At 65.0% G+C, this 25,448-nt stretch carries 29 protein-coding genes and 1 riboswitch; of the genes, 21 read left to right on the top strand and 8 right to left on the bottom strand.

Annotated features, from left to right (window positions below; genetic code table 11):
• Window positions 1-50: 50 nt before the first annotated feature.
• Together Q7V20_RS01505 and Q7V20_RS01500 are read right to left on the bottom strand one after the other, a co-directional pair.
• Window positions 51-791 (bottom strand): OmpA family protein, encoded by a 741-nt coding sequence (locus tag Q7V20_RS01505; protein ID WP_304786438.1) that lies wholly within the window; start codon window positions 789-791, stop codon window positions 51-53.
• Window positions 792-951: 160 nt separating this feature from the next.
• Entirely contained in the window at window positions 952-1,734 is a 783-nt protein-coding gene (locus Q7V20_RS01500) for a 3-hydroxybutyrate dehydrogenase (RefSeq protein ID WP_304786436.1), read from the bottom strand.
• A gap of 199 nt (window positions 1,735-1,933) precedes the next feature.
• On the opposite strand from Q7V20_RS01500, the gene Q7V20_RS01495 reads away from it, so the two are divergent.
• Genes Q7V20_RS01495 through Q7V20_RS01475 form a run of 5 tightly spaced genes read left to right on the top strand, consistent with a single transcriptional unit; the run spans window position 1,934 to window position 3,927 of the window.
• Complete coding sequence (locus Q7V20_RS01495; protein ID WP_304786434.1) at window positions 1,934-2,353, top strand: BON domain-containing protein; 420 nt, start codon at window positions 1,934-1,936, stop codon at window positions 2,351-2,353.
• Between the two features lie 48 nt (window positions 2,354-2,401).
• Complete coding sequence (locus tag Q7V20_RS01490) at window positions 2,402-2,566, top strand: DUF1328 domain-containing protein (RefSeq protein WP_230180303.1); 165 nt, start codon at window positions 2,402-2,404, stop codon at window positions 2,564-2,566.
• Between the two features lie 53 nt (window positions 2,567-2,619).
• On the top strand, window positions 2,620-3,006 hold the full coding sequence (locus tag Q7V20_RS01485) for a hypothetical protein (protein WP_304786431.1): 387 nt from the start codon (window positions 2,620-2,622) through the stop codon (window positions 3,004-3,006).
• A gap of 31 nt (window positions 3,007-3,037) precedes the next feature.
• Window positions 3,038-3,430: a hypothetical protein gene (locus Q7V20_RS01480; protein ID WP_304786429.1), complete on the top strand. Its 393-nt coding sequence runs from the start codon at window positions 3,038-3,040 to the stop codon at window positions 3,428-3,430.
• Window positions 3,427-3,927: a hypothetical protein gene (locus Q7V20_RS01475; protein WP_304786427.1), complete on the top strand. Its 501-nt coding sequence runs from the start codon at window positions 3,427-3,429 to the stop codon at window positions 3,925-3,927. Before Q7V20_RS01480 ends, Q7V20_RS01475 begins: the two co-directional genes overlap by 4 nt.
• A 94-nt stretch (window positions 3,928-4,021) precedes the next feature.
• On the opposite strand, the gene Q7V20_RS01470 is transcribed toward Q7V20_RS01475, so the two are convergent.
• Window positions 4,022-4,573: a hypothetical protein gene (locus Q7V20_RS01470; RefSeq protein ID WP_304786425.1), complete on the bottom strand. Its 552-nt coding sequence runs from the start codon at window positions 4,571-4,573 to the stop codon at window positions 4,022-4,024.
• A gap of 252 nt (window positions 4,574-4,825) precedes the next feature.
• On the opposite strand from Q7V20_RS01470, the gene Q7V20_RS01465 reads away from it, so the two are divergent.
• The gene (locus Q7V20_RS01465) at window positions 4,826-5,206 is read left to right on the top strand and encodes a response regulator transcription factor (protein ID WP_304786423.1); all 381 of its coding nucleotides are present in this window, start codon (window positions 4,826-4,828) and stop codon (window positions 5,204-5,206) included.
• On the opposite strand, the gene Q7V20_RS01460 is transcribed toward Q7V20_RS01465, so the two are convergent.
• Window positions 5,200-5,832, bottom strand: coding sequence for a response regulator transcription factor (locus Q7V20_RS01460; protein ID WP_304786421.1), 633 nt, complete (start codon window positions 5,830-5,832; stop codon window positions 5,200-5,202). The genes Q7V20_RS01465 and Q7V20_RS01460 overlap by 7 nt on opposite strands.
• A 28-nt stretch (window positions 5,833-5,860) precedes the next feature.
• Between Q7V20_RS01460 and Q7V20_RS01455 the strand changes: the two genes are divergently transcribed.
• The 13 genes from Q7V20_RS01455 to Q7V20_RS01395 all read left to right on the top strand — a co-directional run bounded on the left by Q7V20_RS01455 (window position 5,861) and on the right by Q7V20_RS01395 (window position 16,992).
• On the top strand, window positions 5,861-7,213 hold the full coding sequence (locus Q7V20_RS01455; RefSeq protein ID WP_304786419.1) for a CHASE3 domain-containing protein: 1,353 nt from the start codon (window positions 5,861-5,863) through the stop codon (window positions 7,211-7,213).
• A 165-nt stretch (window positions 7,214-7,378) separates the two neighbouring features.
• Window positions 7,379-7,555 carry a DUF1328 family protein gene (locus Q7V20_RS01450; protein WP_304786417.1) on the top strand — a complete coding sequence of 59 codons (177 nt, stop codon included), beginning with the start codon at window positions 7,379-7,381 and terminating at the stop codon, window positions 7,553-7,555.
• A 46-nt stretch (window positions 7,556-7,601) separates the two neighbouring features.
• A complete protein-coding gene (locus Q7V20_RS01445) occupies window positions 7,602-7,922 on the top strand; it encodes a BON domain-containing protein (RefSeq protein ID WP_304786415.1) in 321 nt (106 codons plus the stop codon).
• 83 nt (window positions 7,923-8,005) lie between these two features.
• Window positions 8,006-8,236 carry a hypothetical protein gene (locus tag Q7V20_RS01440; protein WP_304786413.1) on the top strand — a complete coding sequence of 77 codons (231 nt, stop codon included), beginning with the start codon at window positions 8,006-8,008 and terminating at the stop codon, window positions 8,234-8,236.
• A 65-nt stretch (window positions 8,237-8,301) separates the two neighbouring features.
• On the top strand, window positions 8,302-8,577 hold the full coding sequence (locus Q7V20_RS01435; RefSeq protein ID WP_304786412.1) for a FeoA family protein: 276 nt from the start codon (window positions 8,302-8,304) through the stop codon (window positions 8,575-8,577).
• Window positions 8,578-8,602: 25 nt separating this feature from the next.
• Window positions 8,603-10,498, top strand: a complete 1,896-nt coding sequence (locus tag Q7V20_RS01430) for a ferrous iron transporter B (RefSeq protein WP_304786410.1) — start codon at window positions 8,603-8,605, stop codon at window positions 10,496-10,498.
• A gap of 2 nt (window positions 10,499-10,500) precedes the next feature.
• Window positions 10,501-10,737, top strand: coding sequence for a hypothetical protein (locus Q7V20_RS01425; protein WP_304786408.1), 237 nt, complete (start codon window positions 10,501-10,503; stop codon window positions 10,735-10,737).
• Window positions 10,738-10,862: 125 nt separating this feature from the next.
• Window positions 10,863-11,060, top strand: a complete 198-nt coding sequence (locus tag Q7V20_RS01420) for a hypothetical protein (protein WP_304786406.1) — start codon at window positions 10,863-10,865, stop codon at window positions 11,058-11,060.
• Window positions 11,061-11,080: 20 nt separating this feature from the next.
• A riboswitch (TPP riboswitch) is annotated at window positions 11,081-11,203 on the top strand.
• Between the two features lie 107 nt (window positions 11,204-11,310).
• Window positions 11,311-13,245 carry a phosphomethylpyrimidine synthase ThiC gene (gene thiC, locus Q7V20_RS01415; protein WP_304786404.1) on the top strand — a complete coding sequence of 645 codons (1,935 nt, stop codon included), beginning with the start codon at window positions 11,311-11,313 and terminating at the stop codon, window positions 13,243-13,245.
• A gap of 15 nt (window positions 13,246-13,260) precedes the next feature.
• Window positions 13,261-14,322: an FAD-dependent oxidoreductase gene (locus Q7V20_RS01410; protein ID WP_304786402.1), complete on the top strand. Its 1,062-nt coding sequence runs from the start codon at window positions 13,261-13,263 to the stop codon at window positions 14,320-14,322.
• Complete coding sequence (thiS, locus tag Q7V20_RS01405) at window positions 14,319-14,540, top strand: sulfur carrier protein ThiS (protein WP_304786400.1); 222 nt, start codon at window positions 14,319-14,321, stop codon at window positions 14,538-14,540. The genes Q7V20_RS01410 and thiS overlap by 4 nt, the downstream gene beginning before the upstream one ends.
• A gap of 2 nt (window positions 14,541-14,542) precedes the next feature.
• Entirely contained in the window at window positions 14,543-15,340 is a 798-nt protein-coding gene (locus tag Q7V20_RS01400) for a thiazole synthase (protein WP_304786399.1), read from the top strand.
• A gap of 5 nt (window positions 15,341-15,345) precedes the next feature.
• On the top strand, window positions 15,346-16,992 hold the full coding sequence (locus tag Q7V20_RS01395; RefSeq protein WP_304786397.1) for a bifunctional hydroxymethylpyrimidine kinase/phosphomethylpyrimidine kinase: 1,647 nt from the start codon (window positions 15,346-15,348) through the stop codon (window positions 16,990-16,992).
• 4 nt (window positions 16,993-16,996) lie between these two features.
• On the opposite strand, the gene pcaF is transcribed toward Q7V20_RS01395, so the two are convergent.
• Both pcaF and Q7V20_RS01385 read right to left on the bottom strand, forming a co-directional pair.
• Window positions 16,997-18,202 carry a 3-oxoadipyl-CoA thiolase gene (gene pcaF, locus Q7V20_RS01390; protein ID WP_304786395.1) on the bottom strand — a complete coding sequence of 402 codons (1,206 nt, stop codon included), beginning with the start codon at window positions 18,200-18,202 and terminating at the stop codon, window positions 16,997-16,999.
• A 12-nt stretch (window positions 18,203-18,214) separates the two neighbouring features.
• Window positions 18,215-18,685: an AtaL-like protein gene (locus Q7V20_RS01385; RefSeq protein ID WP_304786393.1), complete on the bottom strand. Its 471-nt coding sequence runs from the start codon at window positions 18,683-18,685 to the stop codon at window positions 18,215-18,217.
• A gap of 193 nt (window positions 18,686-18,878) precedes the next feature.
• On the opposite strand from Q7V20_RS01385, the gene bioB reads away from it, so the two are divergent.
• Both bioB and Q7V20_RS01375 read left to right on the top strand, forming a co-directional pair.
• Window positions 18,879-19,970, top strand: a complete 1,092-nt coding sequence (gene bioB, locus Q7V20_RS01380; RefSeq protein WP_304786391.1) for a biotin synthase BioB — start codon at window positions 18,879-18,881, stop codon at window positions 19,968-19,970.
• Between the two features lie 109 nt (window positions 19,971-20,079).
• Entirely contained in the window at window positions 20,080-23,007 is a 2,928-nt protein-coding gene (locus Q7V20_RS01375; RefSeq protein ID WP_304786390.1) for a PAS domain S-box protein, read from the top strand.
• Between the two features lie 499 nt (window positions 23,008-23,506).
• Here the strand turns inward: Q7V20_RS01375 and Q7V20_RS01370 are convergent, their stop codons facing one another.
• Both Q7V20_RS01370 and Q7V20_RS01365 read right to left on the bottom strand, forming a co-directional pair.
• On the bottom strand, window positions 23,507-24,007 hold the full coding sequence (locus tag Q7V20_RS01370) for a DUF4442 domain-containing protein (protein WP_304786388.1): 501 nt from the start codon (window positions 24,005-24,007) through the stop codon (window positions 23,507-23,509).
• A 52-nt stretch (window positions 24,008-24,059) separates the two neighbouring features.
• Window positions 24,060-25,442: a DUF1501 domain-containing protein gene (locus Q7V20_RS01365; protein WP_304786386.1), complete on the bottom strand. Its 1,383-nt coding sequence runs from the start codon at window positions 25,440-25,442 to the stop codon at window positions 24,060-24,062.
• Window positions 25,443-25,448: the final 6 nt, after the last annotated feature.

Raw genomic sequence — 25,448 nt, 5'->3', positions numbered from 1 at the left:
CCAGGTTGCCCCGGCCGGGTCAGGTCTCAAAGCTCAGTCAGCGTTGCCGCTCAGCGGGGTGAACCCACGGCTTCGATGATCACGCGGCGATCAGGTGCCAGGCACTCGACCAGCTTCTTGTTCTTGCCACTGTCCTTGCCTTGGCAATCGGTGCCTGTCACAGGCTGGCTTTCGCCACGGCCTTCGATGTAGACACGGTCAGCCGGCACGCCCTGGCCCACCAGGAAGTCCTTGACGGACTGCGCACGGCGCTCGGACAGCTTCTGGTTGTAAGCCTCGGAACCAATGCGGTCGGTGTGACCCACGGCCACCACGGCTTCCAGGTTCAGCGTCTTGACTTTGTCGGCAAAGACGGTGAGCTTGTCCTTGCCCGAAGCTGACAAGGCTGACTTGTCGAACTGGAACAAGGCGTCAGCAGGGATCGTCACCTTTTGCGACGTGGCCATGGGGGGTGGGGGCGGTGCCACGGGCTCGGGCGGCGGGGTCACGGCGGCCATTGGTTTGGGTTCGCAAACCGCTTGGGGCATCAAGGGCTTGTCGCAAATGCAACCAGCGGGGAAGTCACTGCCCGCCACCGGGGTGCTCTGGGCCAGTTCGGCCGTCCAGTAGCCAGTGCGCCAGCACTCACCGGTCGAGTTCCGCACGATCATGCGTTGCGAATCGAGCAGGTAAGGCGTGTTGGTGGACGAGGGCGGTACCGTGATCGACGGCAAGCTCTGTGCACGCACATTGTTCGACACGCCAAACGCGGCACACACCACCAGTGCAGCCACCATCAATTTGCGATTCATGATCATTCCTTTCAACACTAAAAACTTGGGAGACATTGGAAGTGATTGTGTCGAAGGGCGCAGGCACGATCTGTCGGGCATGCCTTAGAACCCTGTAGGACGACGCCGATATCCGTGTCAGCGGACGCCGACTTTGCGCACCACGCCTCCAAAGGTGTTTTCACTGCATGAACCAGCCATGGCTGACCACCAGCGACTGCCCGGTCAGCGCATTGGTCGGGAAGGCCGCGAACATCAGCGCCACCTGGGCCACGTCCTGGGTGGTGGTGAATTCGCCATCCACGGTCTCCTTCAGCATCACGTTCTTGATGACTTCATCCTCGCTGATACCCAGGGTTTTGGCCTGCTCGGGGATCTGCTTGTCCACCAAAGGCGTGCGCACAAAGCCTGGGCAGATCACATTGGCACGCACCTGGTGCTTGGCGCCTTCCTTGGCCACCACCTTGGCCAGGCCAATCAGGCCGTGCTTGGCCGTCACATAAGGCGCCTTCAACATCGACGCCTCTTTGGAATGCACCGATCCCATGTAAATGACCGACCCGCCGCGGCCTGCGGCGTACATGTGCTTCAAACAAGCCTTGGTGGTCAGGAATGCACCGTCCAGGTGAATGGCCAGCATCTTCTTCCAGTCGGCAAACTCGAACTCCTCGACCGGGTGCACGATCTGAACACCTGCATTGCTGATCAGGATGTCCACTGATCCAAAGCGGTCCACTGCGGCTTGCACGGCCTGGTTGACCTGGTCTTCCTGGGTCACATCCACGGCCACGCCAATGGCCTGCGCGCCGCTGGCCACCAGCTCGGCAGCAGTCGCGTCGGCCGCCACCTTGTTCATGTCCGCGATCACAACCCTGGCGCCCTCCTTGGCAAACACCATCGCGATCTCCTTGCCAATGCCACTGGCCGATCCGGTGATGAAGGCGGTCTTGTCTTTGAGCAACATGGGGGTGTCCTGTCAGGTGTAGTCAAGCGAGTGCCAAGAGGTTAATCCCGTTTGAATACCCAGCCTGTCGGCGTTGTCTGACAACACACCGTGGCGTTGACTGATGCCGACGCCATGGCCTCCAGCCTATTCTGAGATCACAGGTTGACACCTTGAGTCGTCAAACCCTCTGACCCATTGAACACGGAAGGAACACACCATGAACCACCGCCTTTTGCTGATTGCCCCCTTGACCGCCGGTCTGCTGGCCCTGGCTGCCTGTGACAACAAGACACCCACCACCGAAACGGCTGGCCAGAAGCTGGACAGCGTCATCGCCAGCACCGAACAGAAAACGGAGCAACTCAGCGCCGACGCCAAAGTGAATGCGGCCGAAGCCCAGAAGGACACCTCTGAAGCCTTGAGCGATGCTGCCATCACCACCCGCGTGAACGCGCAGTTGGCGGCTGATCCCACACTCAGCGCCATCAAGATCGACGTCGATACCAGCAATGGCCGCGTCCGCTTGAGCGGCACCGCCCCGGATGACGCCGCCCGCGACCGCGCCACCACCATGGCCTCTGCCGTCAGCGGCGTGGTCACCGTGGACAACCAACTGAAGATCGACAAGAAGTCCTGATCTCTGTCTGAACGCAGCCCTGCAACGCTGCACAACCAGGAGCACCTCATGCTGCACTACGCCGTTGTCTTTTTCGTGATCGCCATCATTGCGGCCCTGTTTGGTTTTGGTGGCATTGCCGCCAGCGCCGCAGGGATCGCCAAATTGCTGTTCGTGGTTTTTGCCGTGCTGGCCGTGGCCAGTTTTCTCGTCAGCCTGATCAAGAAAACCTGACCTCCGTCAGTTGACCTTGCATTGCTGTTGATCACTCACCAAAAGGAACTTCCATGACTACCATCAAGTCCGTCCAACAAACCGCCTCGCAACTCGCCGACGACGCCACCCAAAGCGCCGACGACGCCATCAAGACCACGCAACGCGCCGCCAACAACGCGCTGGACAAGCTGTCCGACAAGGTGCATGACGCTGGTGACCAGGCCGCCCCACTGATTGGCCGCCTCAGTGCCCAGGCCGAAGCCCTGAGCCGCAAGACGGTTGACGCGGTGCGCGAAGGCTCCAAGCGCGCGCGCCTGCAAGCCACCAACGCGGCCAACTCCACCGTGAGCTACATCAAGGAAGAGCCCGTCAAGTCCGTGCTGATTGCGGCTGCTGCGGGTGCCGCGCTGTTCGCCATTGCCAAGCTGGTGAGCAGCCGCAACCGCGACCGCGTTTAAAAGCCCAAACTTTGCCCCAGGGAGTTGCCACATGATGCGTCCACTGCTTCAACTGATGGCCACCGAGCCCGAACTGCTGAGCGAACACTTGCAGTCGTACGCGGAGTTATTGGGTGAAGAAGTAGGCAGCTTCCAGGGCCAGTTCAAACGCCACTGGATCATGTTCGCGGTGCTGGCTTTGCTGGCCACCGTGGCCTTGATCCTGGGTGGCGTTGGACTCATGCTGTGGCTCATCACGCCCAGCGCTCAATTGCAACAGCTGCAGATGCCCTGGGCCCTGTGGCTGGTGCCCTTGGGCATGGCGGCGCTGTGCACCCTCATCGCCGTGATCATGAAACAAGAAGAGCGCACGCCCGGCTTCCAGGCCTTGCGCCGCCAAATCGCGGCCGACCTGGCCATGCTCAAGCAAGCAACCGCCCCATGAGCCAAACACCTCGCGCGCCCCTGCCCGCCGAACTCCGCCTGCAACAGTCTCGTGAACGCATCCGCCTTTGGCTGACGCCACCCGACGAGGCGCCCGAAGATGGCACCTCATCGGGCCACGCGCTGCCCGAGCAACTGCAGGCCTGGATGCGAGAGCTGCGCGAACACCCCATCCTGTCCTCGACCTTCAACGCCCTGCAGGGCTGGTGGGAAAGCCATCCCTGGCGCCCTGCCACTCACTTGGCCGGCGGCTTGGTGCGAGAGGCCCTCCAGCCCCTGGCCAACAAACATCCTTTGGCGCTGGTGCTGGTGGCCGCCGCCATCGGGGGCTCACTGGTCTGGTTCCGACCTGGTCGCGGCCTGGTCAAGTCATTGTTGCTCAAAGGCGTGGTCTCGCAATCGGTGCTGGGCCTGGCCAAGCAGCCCTTTGTCGGCACCTTGGCCAACAACCTCATCACTTGGTTCCACCAACTGTCCAACCCTCGCCAGCCACGCTGAGCTGACTGCACCTCAAAGCAAAGAGCCTGCACCTTTCAAAGGGTGCAGGCTCTTTGCCTTGGCAGACCAGGCCCCCGAAGGGGCCTGCGTTTGCTTACTTCTTGTAGTGCATCTTGGCGTTGTCCATGCAGCTGGACTTGGCATCGCCAGACAGGGCGTCACACTTTTCCTTGGCCACCTTGTAGTTGGCGTCCATCTTGTCATCAACGGCATCCTTGGAGGCGTCGCCGACTTCCTTGTTCAGCTTGGCATCGGCCTTGGCCTTGGTTTCCACGGCCTTGGCTTCCTTCACGCAGACGTCCTTGTCGTTGCCAGCCTTGTCATCGCACTTTTCCTTGGCAACTTCATAGGCGGTTTCGGCTTTCACATCGGCCAGGTGCTTGCGGTCACCCGCCTTGCCGGTGTACTTGTACTCCAGCTCGGCCTTGGCAACCTTTTCCTTGGCCTTGGCTTCAGCCATGCAGACGTCCTTGGCGTTGTCGCCCAACTTGTCACAGGCTTCCTTGTCAGCCTTGTAAGTGGCGGTGGCGGCGTCCTTGCCAGCACGGTAGTCGGCCTTGGTGATCATGCCAGCTGCGTTGGCATACGACACGGCGCTCAGGCAGGCGGCCAGGACAGCGGCTTGGATGGTGGTGGTTTTGGACATGGTGAGTTCCTTGCGAGTAGTTAAGTTATGAACCCATCGTTGACGACAGGCTGAACGCCAGTGTCCAAAAGCCGCCGCCTTTCCCCAACCGGACGGTGCCGCAAGCTGGCGTAGTTTTTGTCCTACGCAAGAAACTGTAGGTGAGCTCCTACAAACAGCTAGGAGATCTTCCAATGGCGCCACCCACCGGGCTGCGGCGATAATTGATCAATCCCCTTCATGCACCGCCCCACAGACCGAGCAGTCAATGACATGACACCCCTGAAAGCCTTCATTGTTGAAGACAGCCCGGTGATTCGCGAGAACCTCATCGCGACTCTGGAAGAGATGGTGTCACTGGAAGTGGTCGGCACAGCGGAAGACGAAGCCAACGCCGTGGCCTGGCTCAACGATGGCAACAACGCCTGCGATCTGGTCATCGTCGACATCTTCATCAAGCGGGGATCAGGGTTGGGCGTGCTTCAGAAAACCCAACCGGTGGCTTCAGCGCGCAAGCACGTCGTGCTCAGCAACTACGCCACGCCCGACATGCGAAGGCGTTGCCTGGAACTGGGGGCCGACCAGGTCTTCGACAAATCCAACGAGATCGACAGCCTGATCGACTACTGCGTGGCGCTGGTCAATGCTCACTGAATCAGCCCATTCTTGAGCGCGTAATAGGTCAGGTCGCTGTTCGAAGCCAGGTTCATTTTTTCCATCACGCGCGAGCGGTAGGTGCTCACGGTCTTCACGCTCAGGGACATGCTGTCGGCCATGTGGCCAATGGTCTCGCCCTTGGCCAGCCGCAAAAACACCTGGAACTCGCGCTCGGACAGCTGCTCGTGCAGGGACTTGTCAGGGTCGCCGCCCAGGCCATCGGCCAGCATTTCGGCCACACCGGCGGTGATGTACTTGCGGCCACGGAACACGGTGCGGATGGCCTTGACGATCTCTTCGGGGTCGCACTCCTTGTTGAGGTAACCGCTGGCGCCCTGGCGCAGCAAGGTCAAGGCGTAGTGCTCTTCGGGGAAACCGCTCAGGATCAGCACCGGCAGGTCAGGGGCGCGGGCCCGGATGGCGGCCAGGGCATCGACACCGCTCTGATCAGGCATGGACAGGTCCATCACCAACACGTCAACATCACCCGCCCGCACCAATTCCAGGGCCTCTCGGCCGGTGGAGGCTTCGCCGGTGACCTTCAGGTCCACCTGGTCAGAGAAAAACTGACGCAGTCCGGCGCGCACGATGGCGTGGTCGTCAATGATGGCAATTCGAATCATGGTCGACGATCGATCAGTTGGAAGTAGGATGATGACGATGATAAGCCTGACACAGATCAAACGCAGTGCCTATGCCTTTCCGTTGGCGGCATTGGCGGCGCTGGCCATGCTCTTCATCAGCGAGACCTCGTACTGGCAGGCCACGGATTCCATGGACGACATGGGGATGATGGCGCAGGCGCGCACCCAGATCAACACCTTGCTGCGTCGCCTGGTCGACACAGAAACCAGCCAGCGCGGCTACTTGCTGACCAGCCGCCAGGAATACCTGACCCCCCTGAACGGCGCCATTGACGACAGCAATGCCGCCCTCAAGTGGTTGGTCCAGTATTACGCCAAGGATGCAGCCAACCAGAAAAGCGCCCAGGAGCTGCAGATCCTGACGCAGCGCAAGCTGGGCGAGGTGGCCATCACGATCCGCCTGCACGACGAAGGCAAGGAGGAGGCCTGGCGGGCCATGGTCCTGTCCAACATCGGCCAGCAGGACATGGAGTCGGTGCGTGCCGTGGCCACGCAGTTGCTGGAGAGCGAAACCACCAAGGTCAACACCGCGCGCGAGGACGTGCACAACACCCTGATGCTCAACCGCATCGGCGTGGCCGCCATGACCGCCATCAGCTTCCTGGCCCTGACCATGTTCCTGGCGCAGACCAACGCGCTCAACGCCCAGCGCCTGGCCCAAAGCCAGGCCATCCAGGCCGAGCGCGACCAACTGGAATTCGAGGTCAAGCGGCGCACCATGCACCTGACTGACCTGACCCGCTACCTGCAAACCATCCGCGAGGACGAGCGCGGCCGCCTCGCGCGCGAGCTGCACGATGAACTGGGCGCCCTGCTCACCGCCGCCAAGCTCGATGCCGCACGCATCAAGTCGCGCCTGGGCACACTCACGCCCGAGCTGGCCGAGCGCATGGCCCACCTCAACGACAACCTCAACGAGGTGATCGCGCTCAAGCGCCGCATTGTCGAAGACCTGTGCCCCTCGTCCTTGAGCACATTGGGCCTGGTGGCCGCCCTGGAGATCCAGTCACGCGAGTTCGCCACGCGCTCGGGCCTGCAGGTCGATTGCCACCTCAATTCCGTCAGCCTGAGCCCGTCGGCTTCGCTGACCGTGTACCGCCTGGTGCAAGAGGCCTTCACCAACATCGCCAAATACGCCAAGGCCAAAACCGTCACCGTGGACCTGAGCGCCCAGGATGGCCGAGCCTGCATTGCCGTCAAGGACGACGGCGTGGGCTTCGATCCTTCGCAGCAACCCAGCTCGGCGCACGGCTTGCTTGGCATGCGCTACCGGGTCGAGGCCGAAGGGGGTGAGCTGGTCCTGCAATCAGCACCGGGCCAGGGCACGCGCATCGGCGCCACGGTGCCCTTGATCACCTGATCCGCCCCGCTGCTCAGCCCGGGCCCAAGCCCCGCGCGCGCCCCGTTCGACGACAGTTGGACGGGGCGTCGTCCTACATGGGAATGCGCAGAAGGCTGATGCCTGGCCTGCACGCAGAAACCTAAAGTTTCCACATCGACAGACATCAATTTCTCGGAGATGGCCATGCTGAAGTGGGCACTGTTTTTTGCACTGATCGCCTTGGTGGCCGGCCTGTTCGGCTTCACGGGCATCGCCGCAGGCGCCGCAGGCATCGCCAAATTCCTGTTCGTGCTGTTCCTCGTCTTGTTCATCGTCGTGGTGGGCTTGGCTTTGCTGGGCATCGGCGCGATCAAGAAATAGACAAGACGATTCGATTTTGTTCCCAGTCACCCAAAGGAGAATTTCCATGTTTTTCAACAAACGCACCGCCGCTGTCCTGGCCCTGGCCGCCTCTTCACTGATCATCATTCCCGGCTGCGCCGTGACCCGCGATCAATCCACCGTGGGCGAGTACATCGATGACGCCGCCATCACCACCAAGATCAAGGCCAAGTTCGTGGACGCCAAGTCGGTGGACGCCGCCTCCATCAAGGTTGAAACCTTGAACGGCACCGTGATGCTGTCGGGCTTCGCCAAGAGCCAGACCGAGAAGGACTCGGCCGCCGCCATCGCCCGCGATGTCAAGGGCGTGAAGTCGGTCAAGAACGAAATCGCCGTTCGCCCTTGATCTGAATCCAAGAAATGTGGCGCCACCCTGAACAAGTCGTAGAACGCCTTCAGGGTGGCGTTGCCATGACAGGGAGGACCCCCATGAAATCAAACACCAACAGCCTGGATGGATTGGCGTTGTGGTTTTTCGGCGGAACGCCAGGCCCTGACGACCTGGACAGCGGCTGCACTTTGACAGACTCGTTCACAGCGTCGATCGACGAAGATGACTCGCGGATCCCTGCTTTTGCACACCGATGTGATTGCGGCCGCCACAACATGGCCGCCTGCGGTCAGAAAAAACACACCTTGCCGATGCCGCTCCTGGCTTGAGCCAGCTTTCAGCGCATTCGACAAAGAAGTTGCGAATCGTTCGCATTTGGATTTAGAATGGGCAGATGAATGCTGCTCACCCCACACCCGCTTCTTCGTCCATCACCCTGGACACGCTGCCTGTGCGTGTGGTGGCCACCATCCGAAACATCCGCACCGCCACCAAAGACGGGGCAGCGCTCAAGCGCCGCCTGATGGAACTGGGCTTCGTGCCCGGTGAGCGGGTGGAGGTGCTGCGCCGCGTGTTCGCTGGCAGCGGCCCACTGGCCGTTCGCGTGGGCACCAGCACTTTCGCGATGCGCACCCTGGAATCCTCCCTGATCGAAGTGGTCCAGGCCTGAATATTCCGAACCGGCAGTATCCGTCATGTCTGATGCGGCCTTCGCGCCTTCCCCCTTGACCGCCCCGCTGATTGCCCTGGTGGGCAATCCCAATTGCGGCAAGACCGCCTTGTTCAACCGCCTGACGGGTGCCCGCCAGAAGGTTGGCAATTACGCAGGCGTGACCGTCGAGCGCAAGGAAGGCCAGTTCGTGTCGCCCGCCGGCCAGGCCTGGCGCGTGCTGGACCTGCCTGGCGCCTACAGCCTGCTGCCCACCACGCCCGACGAAACCATCACCCGCGACGTGATTGCGGGTACTCGCGCCGGTGAAGCCAGCCCAGTGGGGCTGGTCTGCGTGGTCGATGCCACCAATCTGCGCCTGAACCTGCGCATGGTGTTGGAGCTGCAGTCTCTTGATGCCCCCATGGTGCTGGTCATCAACATGATGGACCTGGCCCGCAAGCGCGGCATCCACATTGACGTGGCCAAACTGCAGGAAGAGTTGGGCGTACCGGTGATCGAAGCCGTGGCCGTGAAAGCCGGGGGCGAGCAAGCCTTGCTGGCGCAACTGGACCGGCTGGACTGGACGCAGCTGTCCGGCCAGCCTGCCATCCGCCCCATCGAACGCATCACCGCCATCCCGGTGGAAGCCACCCACCAGCGCGTGAGCGAGTTGCTGTCGCGGTGCGTGGTGATGCCCGCCACCGGCCCCAGCTTGACCACCCGGATCGACCAATACGCGCTGCACCCGGTGCTGGGCCCGGTGATCCTGGCCGTGCTGATGTTCCTGGTCTTCCAGGCCGTGTTCAGCTGGGCTGCCGCGCCGATGGAGTTCATTGACACCTCCATGGCCGCGCTGGGCGAATGGGTCGGCGCGCACCTGGGCGAAGGCATGCTGCGCGGCCTGCTGGTGGACGGCATCATCAGCGGCGCAGGCGGCGTGCTCGTCTTCCTGCCACAGATCCTGATCCTGTTCTTCTTCATCCTGGCCCTGGAAGACTCCGGCTACCTGCCGCGCGCCGCCTTTTTGCTGGACCGCGTCATGGGCAGCGTGGGGCTGTCGGGCCGCGCCTTCATCCCCCTGTTGTCCAGCTTCGCCTGCGCCATCCCCGGGATCATGGCCACGCGCACCATCGCCAATCCGCGCGACCGCCTGGTCACCATCCTGATTGCGCCCCTGATGACCTGCTCGGCCCGGCTGCCGGTGTACGCCCTGTTGATCGCGGCCTTCATCCCCAGCCAAACGGTGGGCGGCATCTTCAACCTGCAAGGACTGGTGCTGTTTGCCTTGTACGCCGCAGGCATCGTGGCGGGCCTGATCGTGGCGCTGGTGCTCAAGCTGTTCATGCGGCAGTCGCACGCGCAGCCCTTGCTGATGGAGCTGCCCGACTACCACTGGCCGCACCTGCGCAACCTGGCGCTGGGGCTGTGGGAGCGCGCGCAGATTTTCGTCACCCGCGTGGGCACCATCATCCTGGCCTTGATGGTCATCCTGTGGTTTCTCTCAACCTACCCGGCGCCCCCGCTGGATGCCACCGGCCCGGCCATCGAGTACAGCCTGGCGGGCATGGCCGGTCGCGCGCTGCAGGTGATTTTTGAGCCGATTGGCTTCAATTGGCAGATCTGCATCGCGCTGGTGCCGGGCCTGGCCGCGCGCGAAGTGGCGGTCAGCGCCCTGGGCACGGTGTACGCCATGTCGCAAACCGGCGATGCCCTCACCGGCGCGCTGACCACGGTGATCGGGCAAGCCTGGTCCCTGCCTACTGCCTTGTCCCTGATGACCTGGTTCGTGTTCGCGCCGCAGTGCTTGTCCACCGTGATCGTGGTCAAGCGTGAAACCAACGGCTGGACGGTGCCCCTGGCCATGACGGCCTACTTGTTCGCACTGGCCTACGCCGCCTGCTGGGTGGTCTACCGCCTGGCCCTGGCCTGGGGAGCTTGAGCATGCCGGGCAGCCCGCTTTGGCAAGACCTGGTGGCCCTCGGCATCGTGCTCGCGGCGGCGGCCTACCTGGGTCGGCGCTGGTGGCCCGCCCTGGCCTCGCTGCTGGGCTTGAAAACCACACCTTCTGTGGCCAAAGCGGCCTGCGGTCAAGCCAATGGCGCATGCCAACAATGTGGCTCGTCGGGTGCCACGCCCCAGCGAGATCACCGCATCACGATCGTGCGGCCACGCCGATAGCCACAGTCGGTGCATGACACCCCCCCGCCTTAGGGGTGTGCACCCCTTGCAATGGGGGTGCCAGGATGACAAATTGAGCCATACACTTGGCCTCAACAACTTCATATCAGGTTTTCTACCAATCTATGCGCCCCCTGTTTGCCATCGCACCCCTGGCTCTGGCGTTCGTCCTCCTGGGACCAACCACCACAGAAGTCTCATCCGCCGCCAGCCCCTCGCTGGTCGCGAAGGTGTGGCAATTGCTGTTTGACCGCGAAGGCAGCCCTGCCCAGGTCAAACCGGCCGGCAACCTGACCACCACCACCGCGACCCTGGCCCAGTAAGCCAACTTGGCACTACACTAGCCACTGCTCCGGGGTGTGCCTCGCGATGATGTCGTCATCGTGCTGCGCTGAGATGGTCCAAGACCGAACCCGCTGAACTTGATCCGGCTCATACCGGCGAAAGAAGAGCTGTACCTGATGGGGCCTTACGCCTGCCAATGGCGCGGTCCCGGCCGATGGAAGCATTCCGTCTCGCCCAGGCACCCCTCGGAGCATGTGATTCAACACTGCCACCCGAGGAGTCCGCCCCATGAACGCACCCGATCCTGCTGTCGCCCTGGCCGGCTTTAGCGAACTCACGCGCCTGACGCGCGAGCCTTTGCCTGCATCCCGCAAGATCTACGTGGAAGGCAGCCAGCCCGGCGTGCGCGTGCCCATGCGCGAGGTCTCGCTGACCAATGGCGAAGCCGTCACCTTGTACGACTGCTCCGGCCCTTATTCCGACCCGACTGTCGAGATCGACGTGACGCGCGGCCTGCCGCCCGTGCGCGAGGCCGCCATCCTGGCACGGGGCGACACCGAGTCCTACCCCGGCCGCAGCATCCAGGCCGTGGACGATGGCCTCAAGCCCGACGAGCGCCACGATGAACGCATGGCCGCCCTGCGCCAAGCGGCCGCCGCCTTGCAACGCACGCCACGCCGCGCCAAGTCTGGCCTCAACGTCACGCAGATGCACTATGCGCGCCAAGGCATCATCACGCCCGAGATGGAGTACGTGGCCATCCGCGAAAACCAGCGCCGCCTGGAGATGGCCGATGGCGTGGGCGACTGGCGCACCGTGTACAGCCAGGATGCCGAGCGCGAAACACGCCTGCGCGGCAACCCCATGGGCGCCATGATCCCGCGCGAGATCACGCCCGAGTTCGTGCGATCGGAAGTGGCCCGTGGCCGCGCCATCATCCCGGCCAACATCAACCACACCGAGCTGGAGCCGATGGCCATTGGCCGCAACTTCCTGGTCAAGATCAACGCCAACATCGGCAACTCGGCGGTCACCTCGTCGATCGAAGAGGAAGTTGAAAAACTGGTGTGGGCGATCCGCTGGGGCGCCGACAACGTGATGGATTTGTCCACCGGCAAGCACATCCACACCACGCGCGACTGGATCGTGCGCAACAGCCCCGTGCCGATTGGCACCGTGCCCATCTACCAGGCGCTGGAGAAGGTGGGCGGCGTGGCCGAAGACCTCACCTGGGCCATCTACCGCGACACGCTGATCGAGCAGGCCGAGCAGGGGGTGGACTACTTCACCATCCACGCGGGCGTGCGTTTGCCTTTCATTCATTTGACCGCTGGACGGCGCACGGGCATCGTCTCGCGCGGCGGCTCGATCCTGGCCAAGTGGTGCATCTCGCACCACAAAGAGAACTTCCTGTACACGCACTTTGAAGAGATTTGCGAAATCATGAAGGCCTATGACGTGAGCTTCTCGCTGGGCGACGGTCTGCGCCCCGGCTCGCTGAGCGATGCCAATGACGAGGCGCAATTCGCCGAATTGCGCACCCTGGGCGAGCTCACGCAGATCGCCTGGAAGCACGATGTGCAGACCATGATCGAAGGTCCCGGCCACGTGCCCATGCACCTGATCCAGGCCAACATGGACGAGCAGCTCAAGACCTGCCACGAGGCGCCCTTCTACACCCTGGGCCCGCTGACCATCGACATCGCGCCCGGCTATGACCACATCGCTTCGGCCATCGGCGCCGCGATGATCGGCTGGATGGGCACGGCCATGCTTTGCTACGTGACGCCCAAGGAACACCTGGGCCTGCCCAACCGGGACGACGTCAAGCAGGGCCTGATCGCCTACAAGATCGCAGCGCACGCGGCCGATGTGGCCAAGGGCCATCCTGGCTCTCGCGCGCGTGACGATGCGCTGTCGCAAGCACGTTTCGATTTCCGCTGGCAGGACCAGTTCAACCTGGGCCTGGACCCGGAAACTGCGCGCGACTTCCACGACGAGACCCTGCCCAAGGACGCCTCCAAGGTGGCGCACTTCTGCTCGATGTGCGGCCCCAAGTTCTGCTCGATGAAGATCACACAGGAAGTGCGTGAGTTCGCGGCGGCACAGGGTGTGGCCGATGGCGATGCCATCGCCCGGGGCATGGCCGACAAGTCCGCCGAGTTCAAGCAGGTGGGTGGCGAGCTGTACATCCCGATCAAGTCGGAAGCGCCCCAGGCCTGAGCGAGCACCAGCACCATGCAAAGCATGAACATCGGCATTGCGGGCGCGGGCTTGCTGGGCCGACTGATGGCCTGGACCCTGGCGCACGCGGGCCACCGCGTCAGCGTCTTCGACCCGGCAGCTGGCCCCGTGCCCACCTTTGACGGGCACGGCGCGGCCGGCTTCACCGCCGCAGGCATGCTCAGCCCGATGGCCGAGCGCGAGACCGCCGACCCCGACCTGGCCCAACGTGGCTGGCAGTCCATCGACCGCTGGCAGGCGATCACCGATCGGCTCAGCCAAAGTCAGCCCGGCATGCCCAGGCTCTTTGAGCAGCATGGCAGCCTGCTGGTCGCCCATGGCAGCGACCAGGGCGCGGCACGGCGGGTGCTCGCACGCCTGGTAGATGTCACTCAACCGATTGCCGCGGCGCAACCCCAGGCCCTGGACGCGGCAGCCCTCACCCAACTGGAGCCCTCGCTGCACAGCACCATGGGCCGACTGCACGCCTGGATGCTGGCGGGCGAGGCCCACATCGACACGGTGCGCACCTTGCAGTACCTGCATGCAGACGCCCCCGCTGTGCAATGGCACTGGGCGCAACCCGTGCAGCACATCCAGGCCGGCCAATTGGATGGCCGCCGCTACGACTGGGTGTTCGACCTGCGCGGCGTGGGCGCCAAGGCCAGTTGCGCGGTGCGCGGTGTGCGGGGCGAGATGGTCTGGCTGCACGCACCTGGCCTGGGCTTGAAGCGCCCGGTGCGCCTGCTGCACCCACGTCACCGCGTCTACGTGGTGCCCCGCCCCGGCGACGTGGTGCTGGTGGGCGCCAGCGAGATCGAGACCGAAGACCGCTCGCCCATGTCGCTGCGCAGCGCGGTCGAGTTGATGGCCGCCGCCCACAGCGTGCTGCCCGCCCTGGCCGAAAGCCGCATCCTGCGCATGGACACCAACCTGCGCCCAGCCCTGCCCGACCACCGGCCCGAGTGCCATGTCGAGCCCGGCCTCGTGCGCATCAACGGCCTGTACCGCCATGGCTGGTTGCTGGCGCCATCGTTGGTGGACGAAGCCCTGGACCAGATTGGACTGCTGACATGAGCTTCATCACCGTTCACACCGACCAAGGCACCCAACAGCTGCCCCTGGGCAGCACCGTGGCCGATCTGCTGGCCCACCTGAACCAGGCCAGAGGCCTGGACGACACCGCCGTGGCCACCGCCGTCAATGGCGAGTTCGTGCCGCGCAGCGAACGCGGCCAACACACCTTGCACGATGGCGATGCGGTGCTGTGTTTCAGCGCCATCACAGGAGGCTGAAGATGAAAATCTGGTTCATTGGCGACACACCGCTGACCAGCCGCTTCCTGCTGGGCACGGCGGGCTACCCCTCGCCGCAGGTCCTGCGCGAAGCCATCATCGCCAGCGGCAGCCAGGTGCTGACCCTGGGCCTCAAGCGCACGCTGGCCGTGCCCGGTGGCGGCGACAACGGCTTCGTCGACATCATCCGCGCCACCGCCCGCGAGCAAGGTGCCCACTTGCTGCCCAACACCGCCGGTTGCCGCAGCGCCCGCGAGGCCATCACCCTGGCGCACATGGCGCGCGAACTGCTGGACACCCATTGGGTCAAGCTCGAAGTGGTGGGTGACGAACAGACCTTGCAACCCGACCCTTTCGAGCTGGTCGATGCCGCACGCCAACTGGTCAGCGATGGCTTCGAGGTGCTGCCCTACTGCACCGACGATCTGGTCACCTGCCAACGCCTGGTTGACGCTGGCTGCCGGGTATTGATGCCCTGGGGTGCCCCCATCGGCTCGGGCCTGGGCCTGCTCAACCCCTGGGCCTTGCGAACCTTGCGTGCGCGCCTGCCCCACACCACCCTGATCGTCGATGCGGGCCTGGGCGCCCCCTCGCACGCCACGGCCGCGATGGAGCTGGGCATGGATGCCGTTTTGCTGAACTCGGCCGTGTCGCAGTCGGGCGATGCGGTGCGCATGGCCACGGCCTTTCGCCACGCGGTGCAGGCCGGGCGCACCGGCTTTGAAGCCGGCCTGATGCCCACCAGTGACGTGGCCGTGGCCACCACGCCGGTGGGGGGCCAACCCTTCGTGCTGTTGTGATGACCATGAGCCATCGCCTTCCCATCCTCTGGAGCATCGCTGGCCACGACAGCAGCGGTGGCGCTGGCCTGAGCGCCGACCAACGCGCGGCCGATGCCCTGGGCGTGCACCTGTGCCCGGTGATCGCCGCCGTGACGGCGCAGAACTCGCAAGGCGTGCAGGCCGTGGTCCCCGTCGATGCGGGCACCCTGGAGGCCCAGTTGGCCGCACTGGCGCTGGACCTGCCACCCCGCGCCATCAAGACCGGCCTGCTGGGCAGCGTGGCCGCGATCAAAGCGGTGGCACGCTGGGTGGATCACCTGCGCGCCGCCACCCCGCCTGGCGAAGACCCGCACCGGCAACTGGCCTTGGTCATCGACCCGGTGCTGGGGGCATCGGCCGGTGGCGCCACCTTTGCCGACCCATCGGTGCTGAGCGCCTACCGCAAGCTGTTGATTCCCCGCGCCACGGTGATCACGCCCAATCGGCTGGAGGCGGCGCGCTTGCTGGCCTGGCCTCAAGCCAGCCATGGCCTGGACCAGGGCCAGTTGCCCGAGATGGCCCGCCAGCTTCAACAGTTGGGGGCGCGCGGCGTCGTCATCACCGGGGGCGATGCGGTGTCGGTGGGCGAGCCCGCATCGCCCACCGCCCAGGCGATCGATTGGCTGCTGACCCCGCATGCCACCGGCTGGTTGACGGCGCCCCGGATTGACACGCGCCACACGCACGGCACCGGCTGCACCTTCGCCACCGGCATCGCGGCCGCGCTGGCCCTGGGCCATGTCGAGGCCGATGCCGTGGTGCTGGCCAAGATGCTCACCCACCATGCGCTGAGCCAAGGCCATGCGGCCGGCCAGGGCGCGGGGCCCGTCATCGCGGGCCAAGGCTTTGCGGCAGGCCCGCACCATGGCGGCGCGCCCTTGCCCTGGCTGGGCCTGGACGAGCAACTGCCCTGGGCCTTGCAAGGCACCCGCTTTGCCCCCTTCACCGCACCGGCCGATGGCTTGTACGGCATCGTTGACAGCGCCGATCGCATCAAGGATGGGGTGGCCAGTGGCTTGCGCCTGCTGCAGTTGCGCCGCAAGTCGAAGGCAGCCGACCTGGCCCAGCAACTGGCCACCAGCCTGGACGCCTGCGCCTCGGCCCAGGCCACCTTGTTCATCAATGACCATTGGCGCGAAGCCCTGGCCTTGAGCGCGAGCACCGACGCTTCACTGGGCCTGCACCTGGGCCAGGAGGATCTGCTGGCCTTGAGCCCCCAGGACCAGGCCCTGCTGCTGTCGGCTCGACACCGCATCAGCTTGGGCCTCAGCTCACACAGCCTGTGGGAACTGGCGCGCGCGGCCGGTTGCGGCGCCAGCCTGATCGCCTGCGGGCCCGTGCTGCCCACCACCACCAAAGACATGCCCTGGCAGCCGCAAGGCCATAACAACCTGCGCTGGTGGGTGGCCCACAGCCCGGCGCCCGTGGTGGCGATCGGTGGCCTGTTGAACGAGGATGATGTTGGGCAAGCGGCGAGTTGCGGCCCAGCCGCCGTCTGCGTGGTGCGTGGCCTGGGCAGCACGCTCACACAAACACAAGCGGCGCTGCCGGTTTTGCAGCAAGCGGTGTCCAGCGGGCGAGCAGGCCATCAGCCAGCCGGCCCGGTGCAGCTGCCGCACCCGGTGCTCTAGCCCTTCAAACCCGCTCCAGCACCACCGCGATGCCTTGCCCCACCCCAATGCACATGGTGACCAGGGCATAGCGACCGCCAATGCGGTGCAACTGGTTCACCGCCGTCAGCGCGAGCCGCGCGCCCGATGCGCCCAGCGGGTGCCCCAGCGCAATGGCCCCACCATTCGGATTGACGCGCGGATCGCCATCGTGCAGGCCCCACTGGCGCATCACCGCCAGGCCCTGTGCGGCAAAGGCTTCATTCAACTCGATGACGTCCATCTGGTCGATGGTCAGGCCCAGGCGGGCCAGCAGCTTGAGCGAGGCTGGCGCCGGGCCCATGCCCATGATGCGCGGGGGCACACCGGCCACCCCCATGCCCACGATGCGCGCCAGTGGCGTCAGGTGGTGTTCGCGCGCGGCCACTTCCGAGGCGACCAGCAAGGCGCAGGCGCCATCGTTGATGCCCGAGGCATTGCCCGCCGTCACCGTGCCATCGGGCGTGACCACACCCTTGAGCCTGGCCAGCGATTCGAGGGTGGTCTCGCGTGGGTGCTCGTCTTTCGACACCACGGTGGCCTCGCCCTTCTTCTGCGCGATGCTGATCGGCGTGATCTCGGTGTCAAAGAAACCCGCCACTTGCGCCGCCACGGCCTTGCGCTGCGAAGCCAGCGCAAACAGATCCTGGTCTTCGCGACCCACAGCGAACTCGCGGGCCACGTTCTCGGCGGTCTCGGGCATCGAATCAATGCCGTGCCGGGCTTTCATCAAGGGGTTCACGAAGCGCCAGCCGATGGTGGTGTCGAACGTGGCCACGTTGCGGCTGAAGGCGCTGTCGGCTTTGGCCGTCACGAACGGCGCGCGGCTCATGCTTTCAACGCCCCCGGCGATCATCAGGTGAGCCTCGCCCGAGCGGATGGCGCGCGCGGCGGTACCCAGGGCGTCCAGGCCCGAGCCGCACAGGCGGTTGATGGTGGCGCCCGGCACGTCCATGGGCAGGCCCGCCAGCAAGGCGGCCATGCGGGCCACATTGCGGTTGTCTTCGCCCGCCTGGTTGGCGCAGCCGTACAGCACGTCGTCGATCAGGGCCGGGTCCAGGCTGGGGTGGCGCGCCAGCAAGGCCCGCAACGGCACCGCCGCCAGGTCGTCCGTGCGCACCGAGGACAAGGCCCCGCCATAGCGGCCAAAGGGCGTGCGCAGGCCATCGCAGATGAAAGCGTCGTTCCGCATCGTTCGGGTCTCCTAGAGTCCTTCGTCCACCAGCCACTGTCGCAGCGTGCGCACCATGTCGCGGTCGTTGTGCAGCCAGGCGTTGTGGCGGTAATCATTGAAGTAAGCCTCTTCCGCCGACAACTCACTGACGCTTTCATACACAAAGCGCAGCACCATCTGGGCAGGGTGGGGCTCTTCGATCGTGATGGTCAGGCGGATGGGCGTGGTGTCGCCATGCGGTTCGGGCGTGAATTCCAGCTTCTGAAAGGCGTCGGCTTGCACCTCGTCCTTCATCGCATTGGCACCGAAACTCACGGTGCGCCGGATCACGCCCGGTTCGACCTCGCGCCAGTCGCAGCTGTCTGGCCCCAGCGGAAAGCGCTGCGGCGTCTGCACACGGGCCATCAGGCCGCGCCAGAGCTGTTCGCGCGTGAAGGGTGGCACCACGGTCTGGGTGGCCACGCTGGCGGCATTGATCTCGATCAGGTGTTCAAAACGCATGGCCTGAGCTTAGCGCAATGCCGATCCGGGGCTCCAGGCCGATCTGACGCAAAGAGCCCGCGCGTCACCCCCCGGCCGTGGCCGATTTTCAGGGCAGCGCGCTCTGGCAAACCGCTTGGCGCTCCCCCGTCGTCTGGCCTACACTGGGGCCTGTTTTGACCGTTTCAGCACTGCTTTGTCCGCAGTCCAGCCCATGCCTTCCAGCCTACTCGCCAGCCCCTCGTCCGCCCAGACCACCACCCAAACGGTTCAATGGTTGCCCAAGGCCGTGCTCAACGCCCATGGTTGCGGCGGCGACTGCACCACGCCGGAAGACGACGCCGACGCCCGCTGGCCCCGCGCCGAGGTACTGGCGCTGTTCAACCTGCCCTTCAATGACCTGATGTGGCAGGCTCAGCAGGTGCACCGCCAGCATTGGGATGCGAACGAGGTCGAACACGCTACCTTGCTGTCGGTCAAGACCGGTGGTTGCGAAGAAGACTGCGGCTACTGCCCGCAAGCCGCCCGCTACGACACCGGCGTCAAGGCCAGCAAGCTGATGTCGCCCGAGCAGGTGCGCGAGGCCGTGGTGGCCGCCAAGGAAGCTGGCGCCAGCCGCTTCTGCATGGGCGCCGCCTGGCGCGCCCCCAAAGACCGCGACATCGAAAAAGTGGCCGAGCTGATCGGCGTGATCAAGGAAGAAGGCCTGGAAGCCTGCTGCACCCTGGGCATGCTGACCGAACCTCAAGCGAAATCGCTCAAGAACGCCGGCCTGGATTACTACAACCACAACCTGGACACCGCCCCCGAGCTGTACGGCGACATCATCACCACCCGCGACATGCAGGACCGCCTTGACACGCTCTCGCACGTGCGCTCGGCCAGCATCAAGGTGTGCAGCGGCGGCATCGTCGGCATGGGCGAAACACGTGAAGGCCGCGCTGGCCTGATCGCCCAATTGGCCAACCTGCCCACGCACCCTGAATCGGTGCCCATCAACGACCTGGTGCGCGTGCCCGGCACGCCCCTGGCCGACACCCCACCGCTGGATCCGCTGGAGTTCGTGCGCACCATCGCCGTGGCACGCATCACCATGCCCACGGCGCGCGTGCGCCTGTCGGCCGGTCGCCAGCAGATGAGTGAGGCCGTGCAGGCCATGTGCTTCCTGGCGGGCGCCAACTCCATCTTCTATGGCGACAAGCTGCTGACCACGGGTAACCCCGAAGTCGAACGCGACCGCGCCCTGCTGGCCAAACTGGGTTTGCGCAGCGGCAAGGCCGTCACGGCACGCATCGAAGCAGCCTGATCGCAAGCCCAGGTGACCGAGGCACCACACTGCACGCCACTTTTCACGCACGGCGTTGAGCACGGCACCATAATCACCTGAGCCCTCAGGGTGGTGCAGGAGCGCATTGATGCCGATTTCCCGTCGGAAGCGATTCAGCCTTCGGGCAACGCTGGGTTACGCCGTGTTCGCGGCATTGTGGATATTCCTGTCGGACCGGGTGCTGGCCACCTTCAGTGACGTGACGTCCATCACGCACTTTTCCACCCTCAAAGGTCTTTTCTTCATCCTGGTGACCGCGCTCATGCTGTGGCTCACCCTGCAGCATGTGCCGGACGACACCGAGGGCAGCCTGTCCGATGAGCCCCTCCCCAAGGCTTCGGCGGCGGGTGTGCTCTGGGGCCTGGCCATCCCTCTGGTGGCCGCCGCCATCCAGTGGACCTTCTGGTCCGCCATCCAACCCATCGCGCTGCTGCTGTTCTACCCGGCCGTGTTCGCGGCATCGTGGCTGGGTGGCGGCGTGGCCGGCATCGTGGCGACCGTGCTGTCTGCGGGCCTGGCCTGGTTCCTGTTCATGTCGGCGCAAAACACCTCGGTGGTGGCCATTGGCGTGTTCTTCGCCATGGGCATCCTGATGAGCCGGGTGATCGAATGGCTTCGGCAGGCCGAACAGCAGGCCGGCAACAGCCGGTTCAAGGCCCTGGTCGAACAGTCGCTGGCGGGCATCTACATCGTTCAGGGCGAACACCTGCGCTACGCCAACCCCGAGTTCGCGCGGATGATGGGCTACGACCACCCCGAGCAACTCATCAACAAGGTGCCTTGGCGAGATCTGGTGATGCCGCAAGACCTGGCCAGCGTGACCGAGCAATTGCAACGGCGCCTGGACGGCCTCGACCAGGAAATGCGCCACGCCTTTTCCGGGCGCCGCCGTGACGGCAGCGTGGTGCAACTGGAAGTCCACGGCCGCAGCGTGCCCACCAAAACCGGCACGGTGGTCATCGGACTGGCCCTGGATGTGAGCGAACGGCACCTCACCGAAGCGGCCTTGCTGCGCAGCGAACAATTGCTGCGCGCCGTGATCGACGGCACCACCGACGCCATTTTCGTCAAGGACCAGGCCGGAGTGTATGTCATGGTCAACCAGTCCGCTGCCGCCTTCCTTGGTCGACCCATCGACCAGGTCATCGGGCACAACGACCACGACCTGTTCTCACCCGAATCCGCCGCGCTGATCCTGGCCGGTGACGAAGAGATCAAGCGCAACGGTGTCACCGTGACCACCGAAGACCGCCTGACCATGCGCGATGGTCGGCGGCTGACCTTCCTGGTCACCAAAGGCCCGATGTTCGACGCTCAAGGCCAGATAGCGGGCATGTTCGGCATGGCCCGGGACATCACCGCCAATGTGACCGCCCAAGAGGCCTTGCGTGACAAACAGGCGCTGCTGGACCGCATGAGCACGCTGGCCAAGGTCGGCGGCTGGAGCATCGATGTGAGCACCCTGCGCGGCACCCGCACCGATGGCGCCGCGCGCATCCTGGACCTGGACCCCAGCTTGCCCGAGTCGATGTCCATCACGGATGGCCTGCGCTATTTCCAGGGCAGCGAGCGCAGCAGGATTTCCGAGACCATGCGCCGTTGCATCGACTCGGGCCAGTCCTACACCCTGGAGCTGGAATTGGTCAGCGAGAAAGGCGTGCGCAAGTGGATCCGCAGCCAGGGCGAGCCCATCCTGGAGGATGGCAAGGTGGTGCGCGTGGAAGGCGCCATCCAGGACATCAGCGAAGTGCAGCAGGCGCGGCTGGCCTTGCAGGCCCAGCAGGAGCACCTGGAGCAGACCGTGCGGCAGCGCACAGTGGAGTTGGAGACAGCGCGCCAGGTGGCCGAGCGCCTGAGCCAGACCAAGAGCGAGTTCCGGGCCAACCTGCGCCACGAGTTCCGCACGCCGCTCAATGGCGTGCTGGGCCTGGCGCAGATCGGCCACAGGGACCATGGCGGCTCGGCCCACCAGATCTTCGCGCAGATCATGGACTCGGGGCGATTGCTGCTGGGCATCATCAATGACATCCTCGATTTCTCGAAGATCGAGGCGGGCAAGCTGCACATCGAGACGCTGCCGGTCAATTTGCAAGAGCTGCTGGCCCGCGCCACCGCACAGTTCCAGGAGCGCGCCCAGGCCAAGGGCATCGGCTTGCGCACCCACCTGAGCCCCGATTTGCCCGTGCTGTGCGACAGCGACCCTTTGCGGCTGGAGCAGATCCTGTTGAACCTGCTGTCCAACGCGGTGAAGTTCACGGTGCAGGGCGAGGTGAGCGTGTCGGCAGCCGCCCGGGATGGGCAACTGGTGCTGACCGTGGCCGACACGGGCATCGGCATGAGCGCGCAGCAGTTGAGCGAGTTGTTCCGGCCCTTCGAGCAGGCCGATGGCTCCACCACGCGCCAGTATGGCGGCACGGGGCTGGGCTTGTCGATCACAAAGCGGCTGGTGGAGATGCTGGGCGGTGCAGTCCATGCGCACAGTGAACTGGGGCAAGGCACACGGTTCGAGGTGGTGCTGCCGCTGGTCAGCACGCCACCGGCTGCGGTGCGCCCGGTGCCGATCGGCGAGGGCGAGCCCGTTGGCGACGAGGGGACTGCGGTGGCGCAGGTCGGGCAACGCCTGGCGGGTTTGCGCGTGCTGGCGGCCGAAGACAACCAGGTCAACCAGTGGGTGCTGAACGAGTTGCTGCAGATCGAAGGGGCGCTGGTCACCATGGTCGATGGCGGTCAGGATGCCTTGGCGTGCCTGGCGCAGAACGGTGCGCAGGCTTTTGACGTGGTGCTGATGGACATTCAGATGCCCGGCATGGATGGTTACGAAGCCACGCGCCGCATCAAGGCGATGGCCCCGGACTTGCCGGTGATTGGGCAGACCGCGCATGCCATGGCGGAAGAGCGCATCAAGTGCCTAGCGGTCGGCATGGTGGACCTGGTGGTCAAGCCGATCAACCTTGAAGACCTGGTGAAGACGGTGGGCCGCCATGCCCGGGTGAACCGGATGGCGGATGTGGGCTGAGCATCGGGGCTGGTGAGTTTGCTTTTTCTGGGCAGCGCGGGGCGCGGGCTGGGGCGGTCTCCGGCAGGGCTTCAGCTTGGTGGTCCCGCTGGTGGCATGCCACGGTGGCAGTTGGTGGCGGGCCGCCAGCGGCTCAACTTGACACCAACTGCACGAACGCTGCAAACGCCACAACGTTGACATGCCACCGCCCTGAACCGTGCCACGCCACCAGCGGGGCGATCAGGGATGAGGCGGAGGCGGTTGGGGCGACTTCGGGGGCGGCGAGGCGCGCAGGCCACGGCGGGTTGCCCCTCGCGCAGCGAGGGGTCGGCGAGGACTGTTTGAGCTGGCCGCAGGACAGCGAGTTCCGCAGCCGCCCGCCGTGGCCGAGCACCGAGCGCAGTCCGCCGCTACGCGGTGGACCGCCACCATAGGAGCCCCGCCCGCCTCCGACTCATCCCCGCCCCGCGCTGCCAGCACGAAGCAACTCCCCCAGCACGCCAACACGCCTGAAGGATCAACGCTTCTTAGGCACCCAAGCCCAAACCATCTCGCACTGAATGGGCTCCCCACCCGACTCATCGGTGATGCTCACCGGCACAGTGACCTCGCCCTTCTCTTGCGTGCGGATCTGATGAATCTGATCAGGCCGCAACTGCGCCACCGCCTTCATGTCGCCCTGCGCACGCTTGAGGTAATCCACCTTCAAGGTCTTGATCAGCGGCAGCTTGTCGTCGGGCACATTCATGCCCACACAAAAACCGGTGGCGGTTTCAGCCAGCAAGGCCATGGCCGCCGCGTGCACGCCCTTGATGTGGTTCTGCACCTTGCGCCGATTGCGGATGGTGACCACCACGCGCTCGTTCGAGATCTCCTCGAAACGCAGGCTGGCCGAACCCACCATGGGCACCACATTGCCCAGCATGAAACTGGTCAGCCAGGGCCGCAACCCGGAGGGCAAGCCCTGAAAGCGGGCGATGGTGCGGCTGAGTTGATTGGGCTTGGTGCTGCTGCTCATGCGGACTCCAGGTGGACACGAGGCCGCATGGTAGCCGCATCAGCAGCCTGGATCACGCGGTGAGCAGGCTGGACAAGGTGCCAGCGTTGAAGGAGGCCAAGCCCGGATTGATCGCGTTGAGGTCACCAGACGGCACCCCCATCCATCGGCCCAGGGAGCCCGCCAGTTGCTGCACGCCCATCGTGGGCAGCAAGCGCCCCTGGCCAGTGTCGCTCTCGCCGCCCAGGCCCGCGTTGGGCAACTGGCCATACAAGTTGGCGCCACGCACCGCACCGCCCATCACCAGGTGATGCCCTCCCCAGCCGTGGTCCGAGCCATCGCCATTGCTGCTGAGCGTGCGGCCAAAGTCGCTGGCGGTGAAGGTGGTCACATTGCGGGCCACGTTCAGCTCGTCCAGCGCAGCCTGAAAGCTCACCAGGCCCGAGGCCAGTTGGCCCAGCAAGACGGCATGGCGGCTGAGCAGGTTGTCGTGCAGGTCAAAGCCCGGCAACGACACGAAGAAGACCTGGCGGCGCATGCCCAGGCGGTCGCGCGCCGCGATCAGCTGCGCCACCATCCGCAGCTGGTTGGCCAGCGGGTTGGCGCCGTCAAAAGCCGTGGCCAGTGCGGGCGTGGCCCCCATGGCCGTTTGCAACTGGGCATTGACATCGATGGCACGGGCCATGACGCGGGCATGCTCGCTGGCCAGCACATGGGCTTGCGAGGTCTGCGTGACCAGTTGCCGGAAAGCGGTCTCGCACGTGGCCGAACCGAACAGGCCGCCATTGAGCGCGTACAGCGAAGGCACGCCCGAGGGATTGACCATGTAGGGCACCGCCGTGCGGCCCGACAGGTAGACCGCGTTGCCCGACGTGTTGATGCAGGTCAGCGAGGCCCGGCCATTGCTTGAGAGCACGGCATCGGCCGACCTGCCACCCCAGCCCGCCAGCGAGCCCTCGGGCCCGTAGGACTGCCAGGCCGATTGCTGGTCGTTGTGCGAGAACAGCTTGGCCGGCAAGGGCACGGAACGGGCCTGGTACTGGGCCAGCGTGGTTGGCTGAACCAGGGGGCCAATGTTGAGCAGCCAGGCCATGCGCCCCGCGTCGTACAAGGGCTTGAGCGGCGCCAGGCTGGGCGCCATGGCCAGTTGCCGCCCGCCCAGGTTGTTGGACAGGGCCGTGGCGGCCAGGCTGTCGCGCCCCAAGGCGATGCCACCCCGCGCGGCGGCATAGGCCGCGTGGCTGCCCTCGTCGTATGGGATCAGCGTGTTGCCATGGTCATTGCCGCCTTGCAGAAAGACGCAGACCAGGGCTTTGTAGTCGGTGCTGCCCGACGACTGCGCGGCGGCTTCGGCCATGGTGGCCAAGTTGAGGGCGAACGGCGCGGCGGCACCGGCCAGGGACACGGCGGCGCCACGTTGCAGGAAGGCGCGGCGGCTGAGGGAGTCGGAAGTCATGGTCAC

The sequence above is a fragment of the Aquabacterium sp. genome (assembly GCF_030652515.1).
Taxonomy (GTDB): domain Bacteria; phylum Pseudomonadota; class Gammaproteobacteria; order Burkholderiales; family Burkholderiaceae_C; genus Aquabacterium.
Note: the sequence above shows the minus strand (reverse complement) of the source record. Positions and strands in the feature narration are given on the sequence as shown.

Excerpts from the sequence above, each read along its gene's own strand:
- Q7V20_RS01370 (WP_304786388.1), bottom strand. The coding sequence starts at position 24,007 with ATGAGCAGCAGCACCAAGCCCAATCAACTCAGCCGCACCATCGCCCGC.
- Q7V20_RS01375 (WP_304786390.1), top strand. The coding sequence starts at position 20,080 with ATGCCGATTTCCCGTCGGAAGCGATTCAGCCTTCGGGCAACGCTGGGT.
- pcaF (WP_304786395.1), bottom strand. The coding sequence starts at position 18,202 with ATGCGGAACGACGCTTTCATCTGCGATGGCCTGCGCACGCCCTTTGGC.
- Q7V20_RS01465 (WP_304786423.1), top strand. The coding sequence starts at position 4,826 with ATGACACCCCTGAAAGCCTTCATTGTTGAAGACAGCCCGGTGATTCGC.
- Q7V20_RS01395 (WP_304786397.1), top strand. The coding sequence starts at position 15,346 with ATGAGCCATCGCCTTCCCATCCTCTGGAGCATCGCTGGCCACGACAGC.
- Q7V20_RS01470 (WP_304786425.1), bottom strand. The coding sequence starts at position 4,573 with ATGTCCAAAACCACCACCATCCAAGCCGCTGTCCTGGCCGCCTGCCTG.
- bioB (WP_304786391.1), top strand. The coding sequence starts at position 18,879 with ATGCCTTCCAGCCTACTCGCCAGCCCCTCGTCCGCCCAGACCACCACC.
- Q7V20_RS01425 (WP_304786408.1), top strand. The coding sequence starts at position 10,501 with ATGCCGGGCAGCCCGCTTTGGCAAGACCTGGTGGCCCTCGGCATCGTG.
- Q7V20_RS01480 (WP_304786429.1), top strand. The coding sequence starts at position 3,038 with ATGATGCGTCCACTGCTTCAACTGATGGCCACCGAGCCCGAACTGCTG.
- Q7V20_RS01385 (WP_304786393.1), bottom strand. The coding sequence starts at position 18,685 with ATGCGTTTTGAACACCTGATCGAGATCAATGCCGCCAGCGTGGCCACC.
- Q7V20_RS01490 (WP_230180303.1), top strand. The coding sequence starts at position 2,402 with ATGCTGCACTACGCCGTTGTCTTTTTCGTGATCGCCATCATTGCGGCC.
- Q7V20_RS01445 (WP_304786415.1), top strand. The coding sequence starts at position 7,602 with ATGTTTTTCAACAAACGCACCGCCGCTGTCCTGGCCCTGGCCGCCTCT.
- Q7V20_RS01460 (WP_304786421.1), bottom strand. The coding sequence starts at position 5,832 with ATGATTCGAATTGCCATCATTGACGACCACGCCATCGTGCGCGCCGGA.
- Q7V20_RS01420 (WP_304786406.1), top strand. The coding sequence starts at position 10,863 with ATGCGCCCCCTGTTTGCCATCGCACCCCTGGCTCTGGCGTTCGTCCTC.
- Q7V20_RS01455 (WP_304786419.1), top strand. The coding sequence starts at position 5,861 with ATGATGACGATGATAAGCCTGACACAGATCAAACGCAGTGCCTATGCC.
- Q7V20_RS01485 (WP_304786431.1), top strand. The coding sequence starts at position 2,620 with ATGACTACCATCAAGTCCGTCCAACAAACCGCCTCGCAACTCGCCGAC.
- Q7V20_RS01400 (WP_304786399.1), top strand. The coding sequence starts at position 14,543 with ATGAAAATCTGGTTCATTGGCGACACACCGCTGACCAGCCGCTTCCTG.
- Q7V20_RS01505 (WP_304786438.1), bottom strand. The coding sequence starts at position 791 with ATGAATCGCAAATTGATGGTGGCTGCACTGGTGGTGTGTGCCGCGTTT.
- Q7V20_RS01500 (WP_304786436.1), bottom strand. The coding sequence starts at position 1,734 with ATGTTGCTCAAAGACAAGACCGCCTTCATCACCGGATCGGCCAGTGGC.
- thiS (WP_304786400.1), top strand. The coding sequence starts at position 14,319 with ATGAGCTTCATCACCGTTCACACCGACCAAGGCACCCAACAGCTGCCC.
- Q7V20_RS01440 (WP_304786413.1), top strand. The coding sequence starts at position 8,006 with ATGAAATCAAACACCAACAGCCTGGATGGATTGGCGTTGTGGTTTTTC.
- Q7V20_RS01475 (WP_304786427.1), top strand. The coding sequence starts at position 3,427 with ATGAGCCAAACACCTCGCGCGCCCCTGCCCGCCGAACTCCGCCTGCAA.
- Q7V20_RS01410 (WP_304786402.1), top strand. The coding sequence starts at position 13,261 with ATGCAAAGCATGAACATCGGCATTGCGGGCGCGGGCTTGCTGGGCCGA.
- Q7V20_RS01495 (WP_304786434.1), top strand. The coding sequence starts at position 1,934 with ATGAACCACCGCCTTTTGCTGATTGCCCCCTTGACCGCCGGTCTGCTG.
- Q7V20_RS01435 (WP_304786412.1), top strand. The coding sequence starts at position 8,302 with ATGAATGCTGCTCACCCCACACCCGCTTCTTCGTCCATCACCCTGGAC.
- Q7V20_RS01365 (WP_304786386.1), bottom strand. The coding sequence starts at position 25,442 with ATGACTTCCGACTCCCTCAGCCGCCGCGCCTTCCTGCAACGTGGCGCC.
- Q7V20_RS01430 (WP_304786410.1), top strand. The coding sequence starts at position 8,603 with ATGTCTGATGCGGCCTTCGCGCCTTCCCCCTTGACCGCCCCGCTGATT.
- thiC (WP_304786404.1), top strand. The coding sequence starts at position 11,311 with ATGAACGCACCCGATCCTGCTGTCGCCCTGGCCGGCTTTAGCGAACTC.
- Q7V20_RS01450 (WP_304786417.1), top strand. The coding sequence starts at position 7,379 with ATGCTGAAGTGGGCACTGTTTTTTGCACTGATCGCCTTGGTGGCCGGC.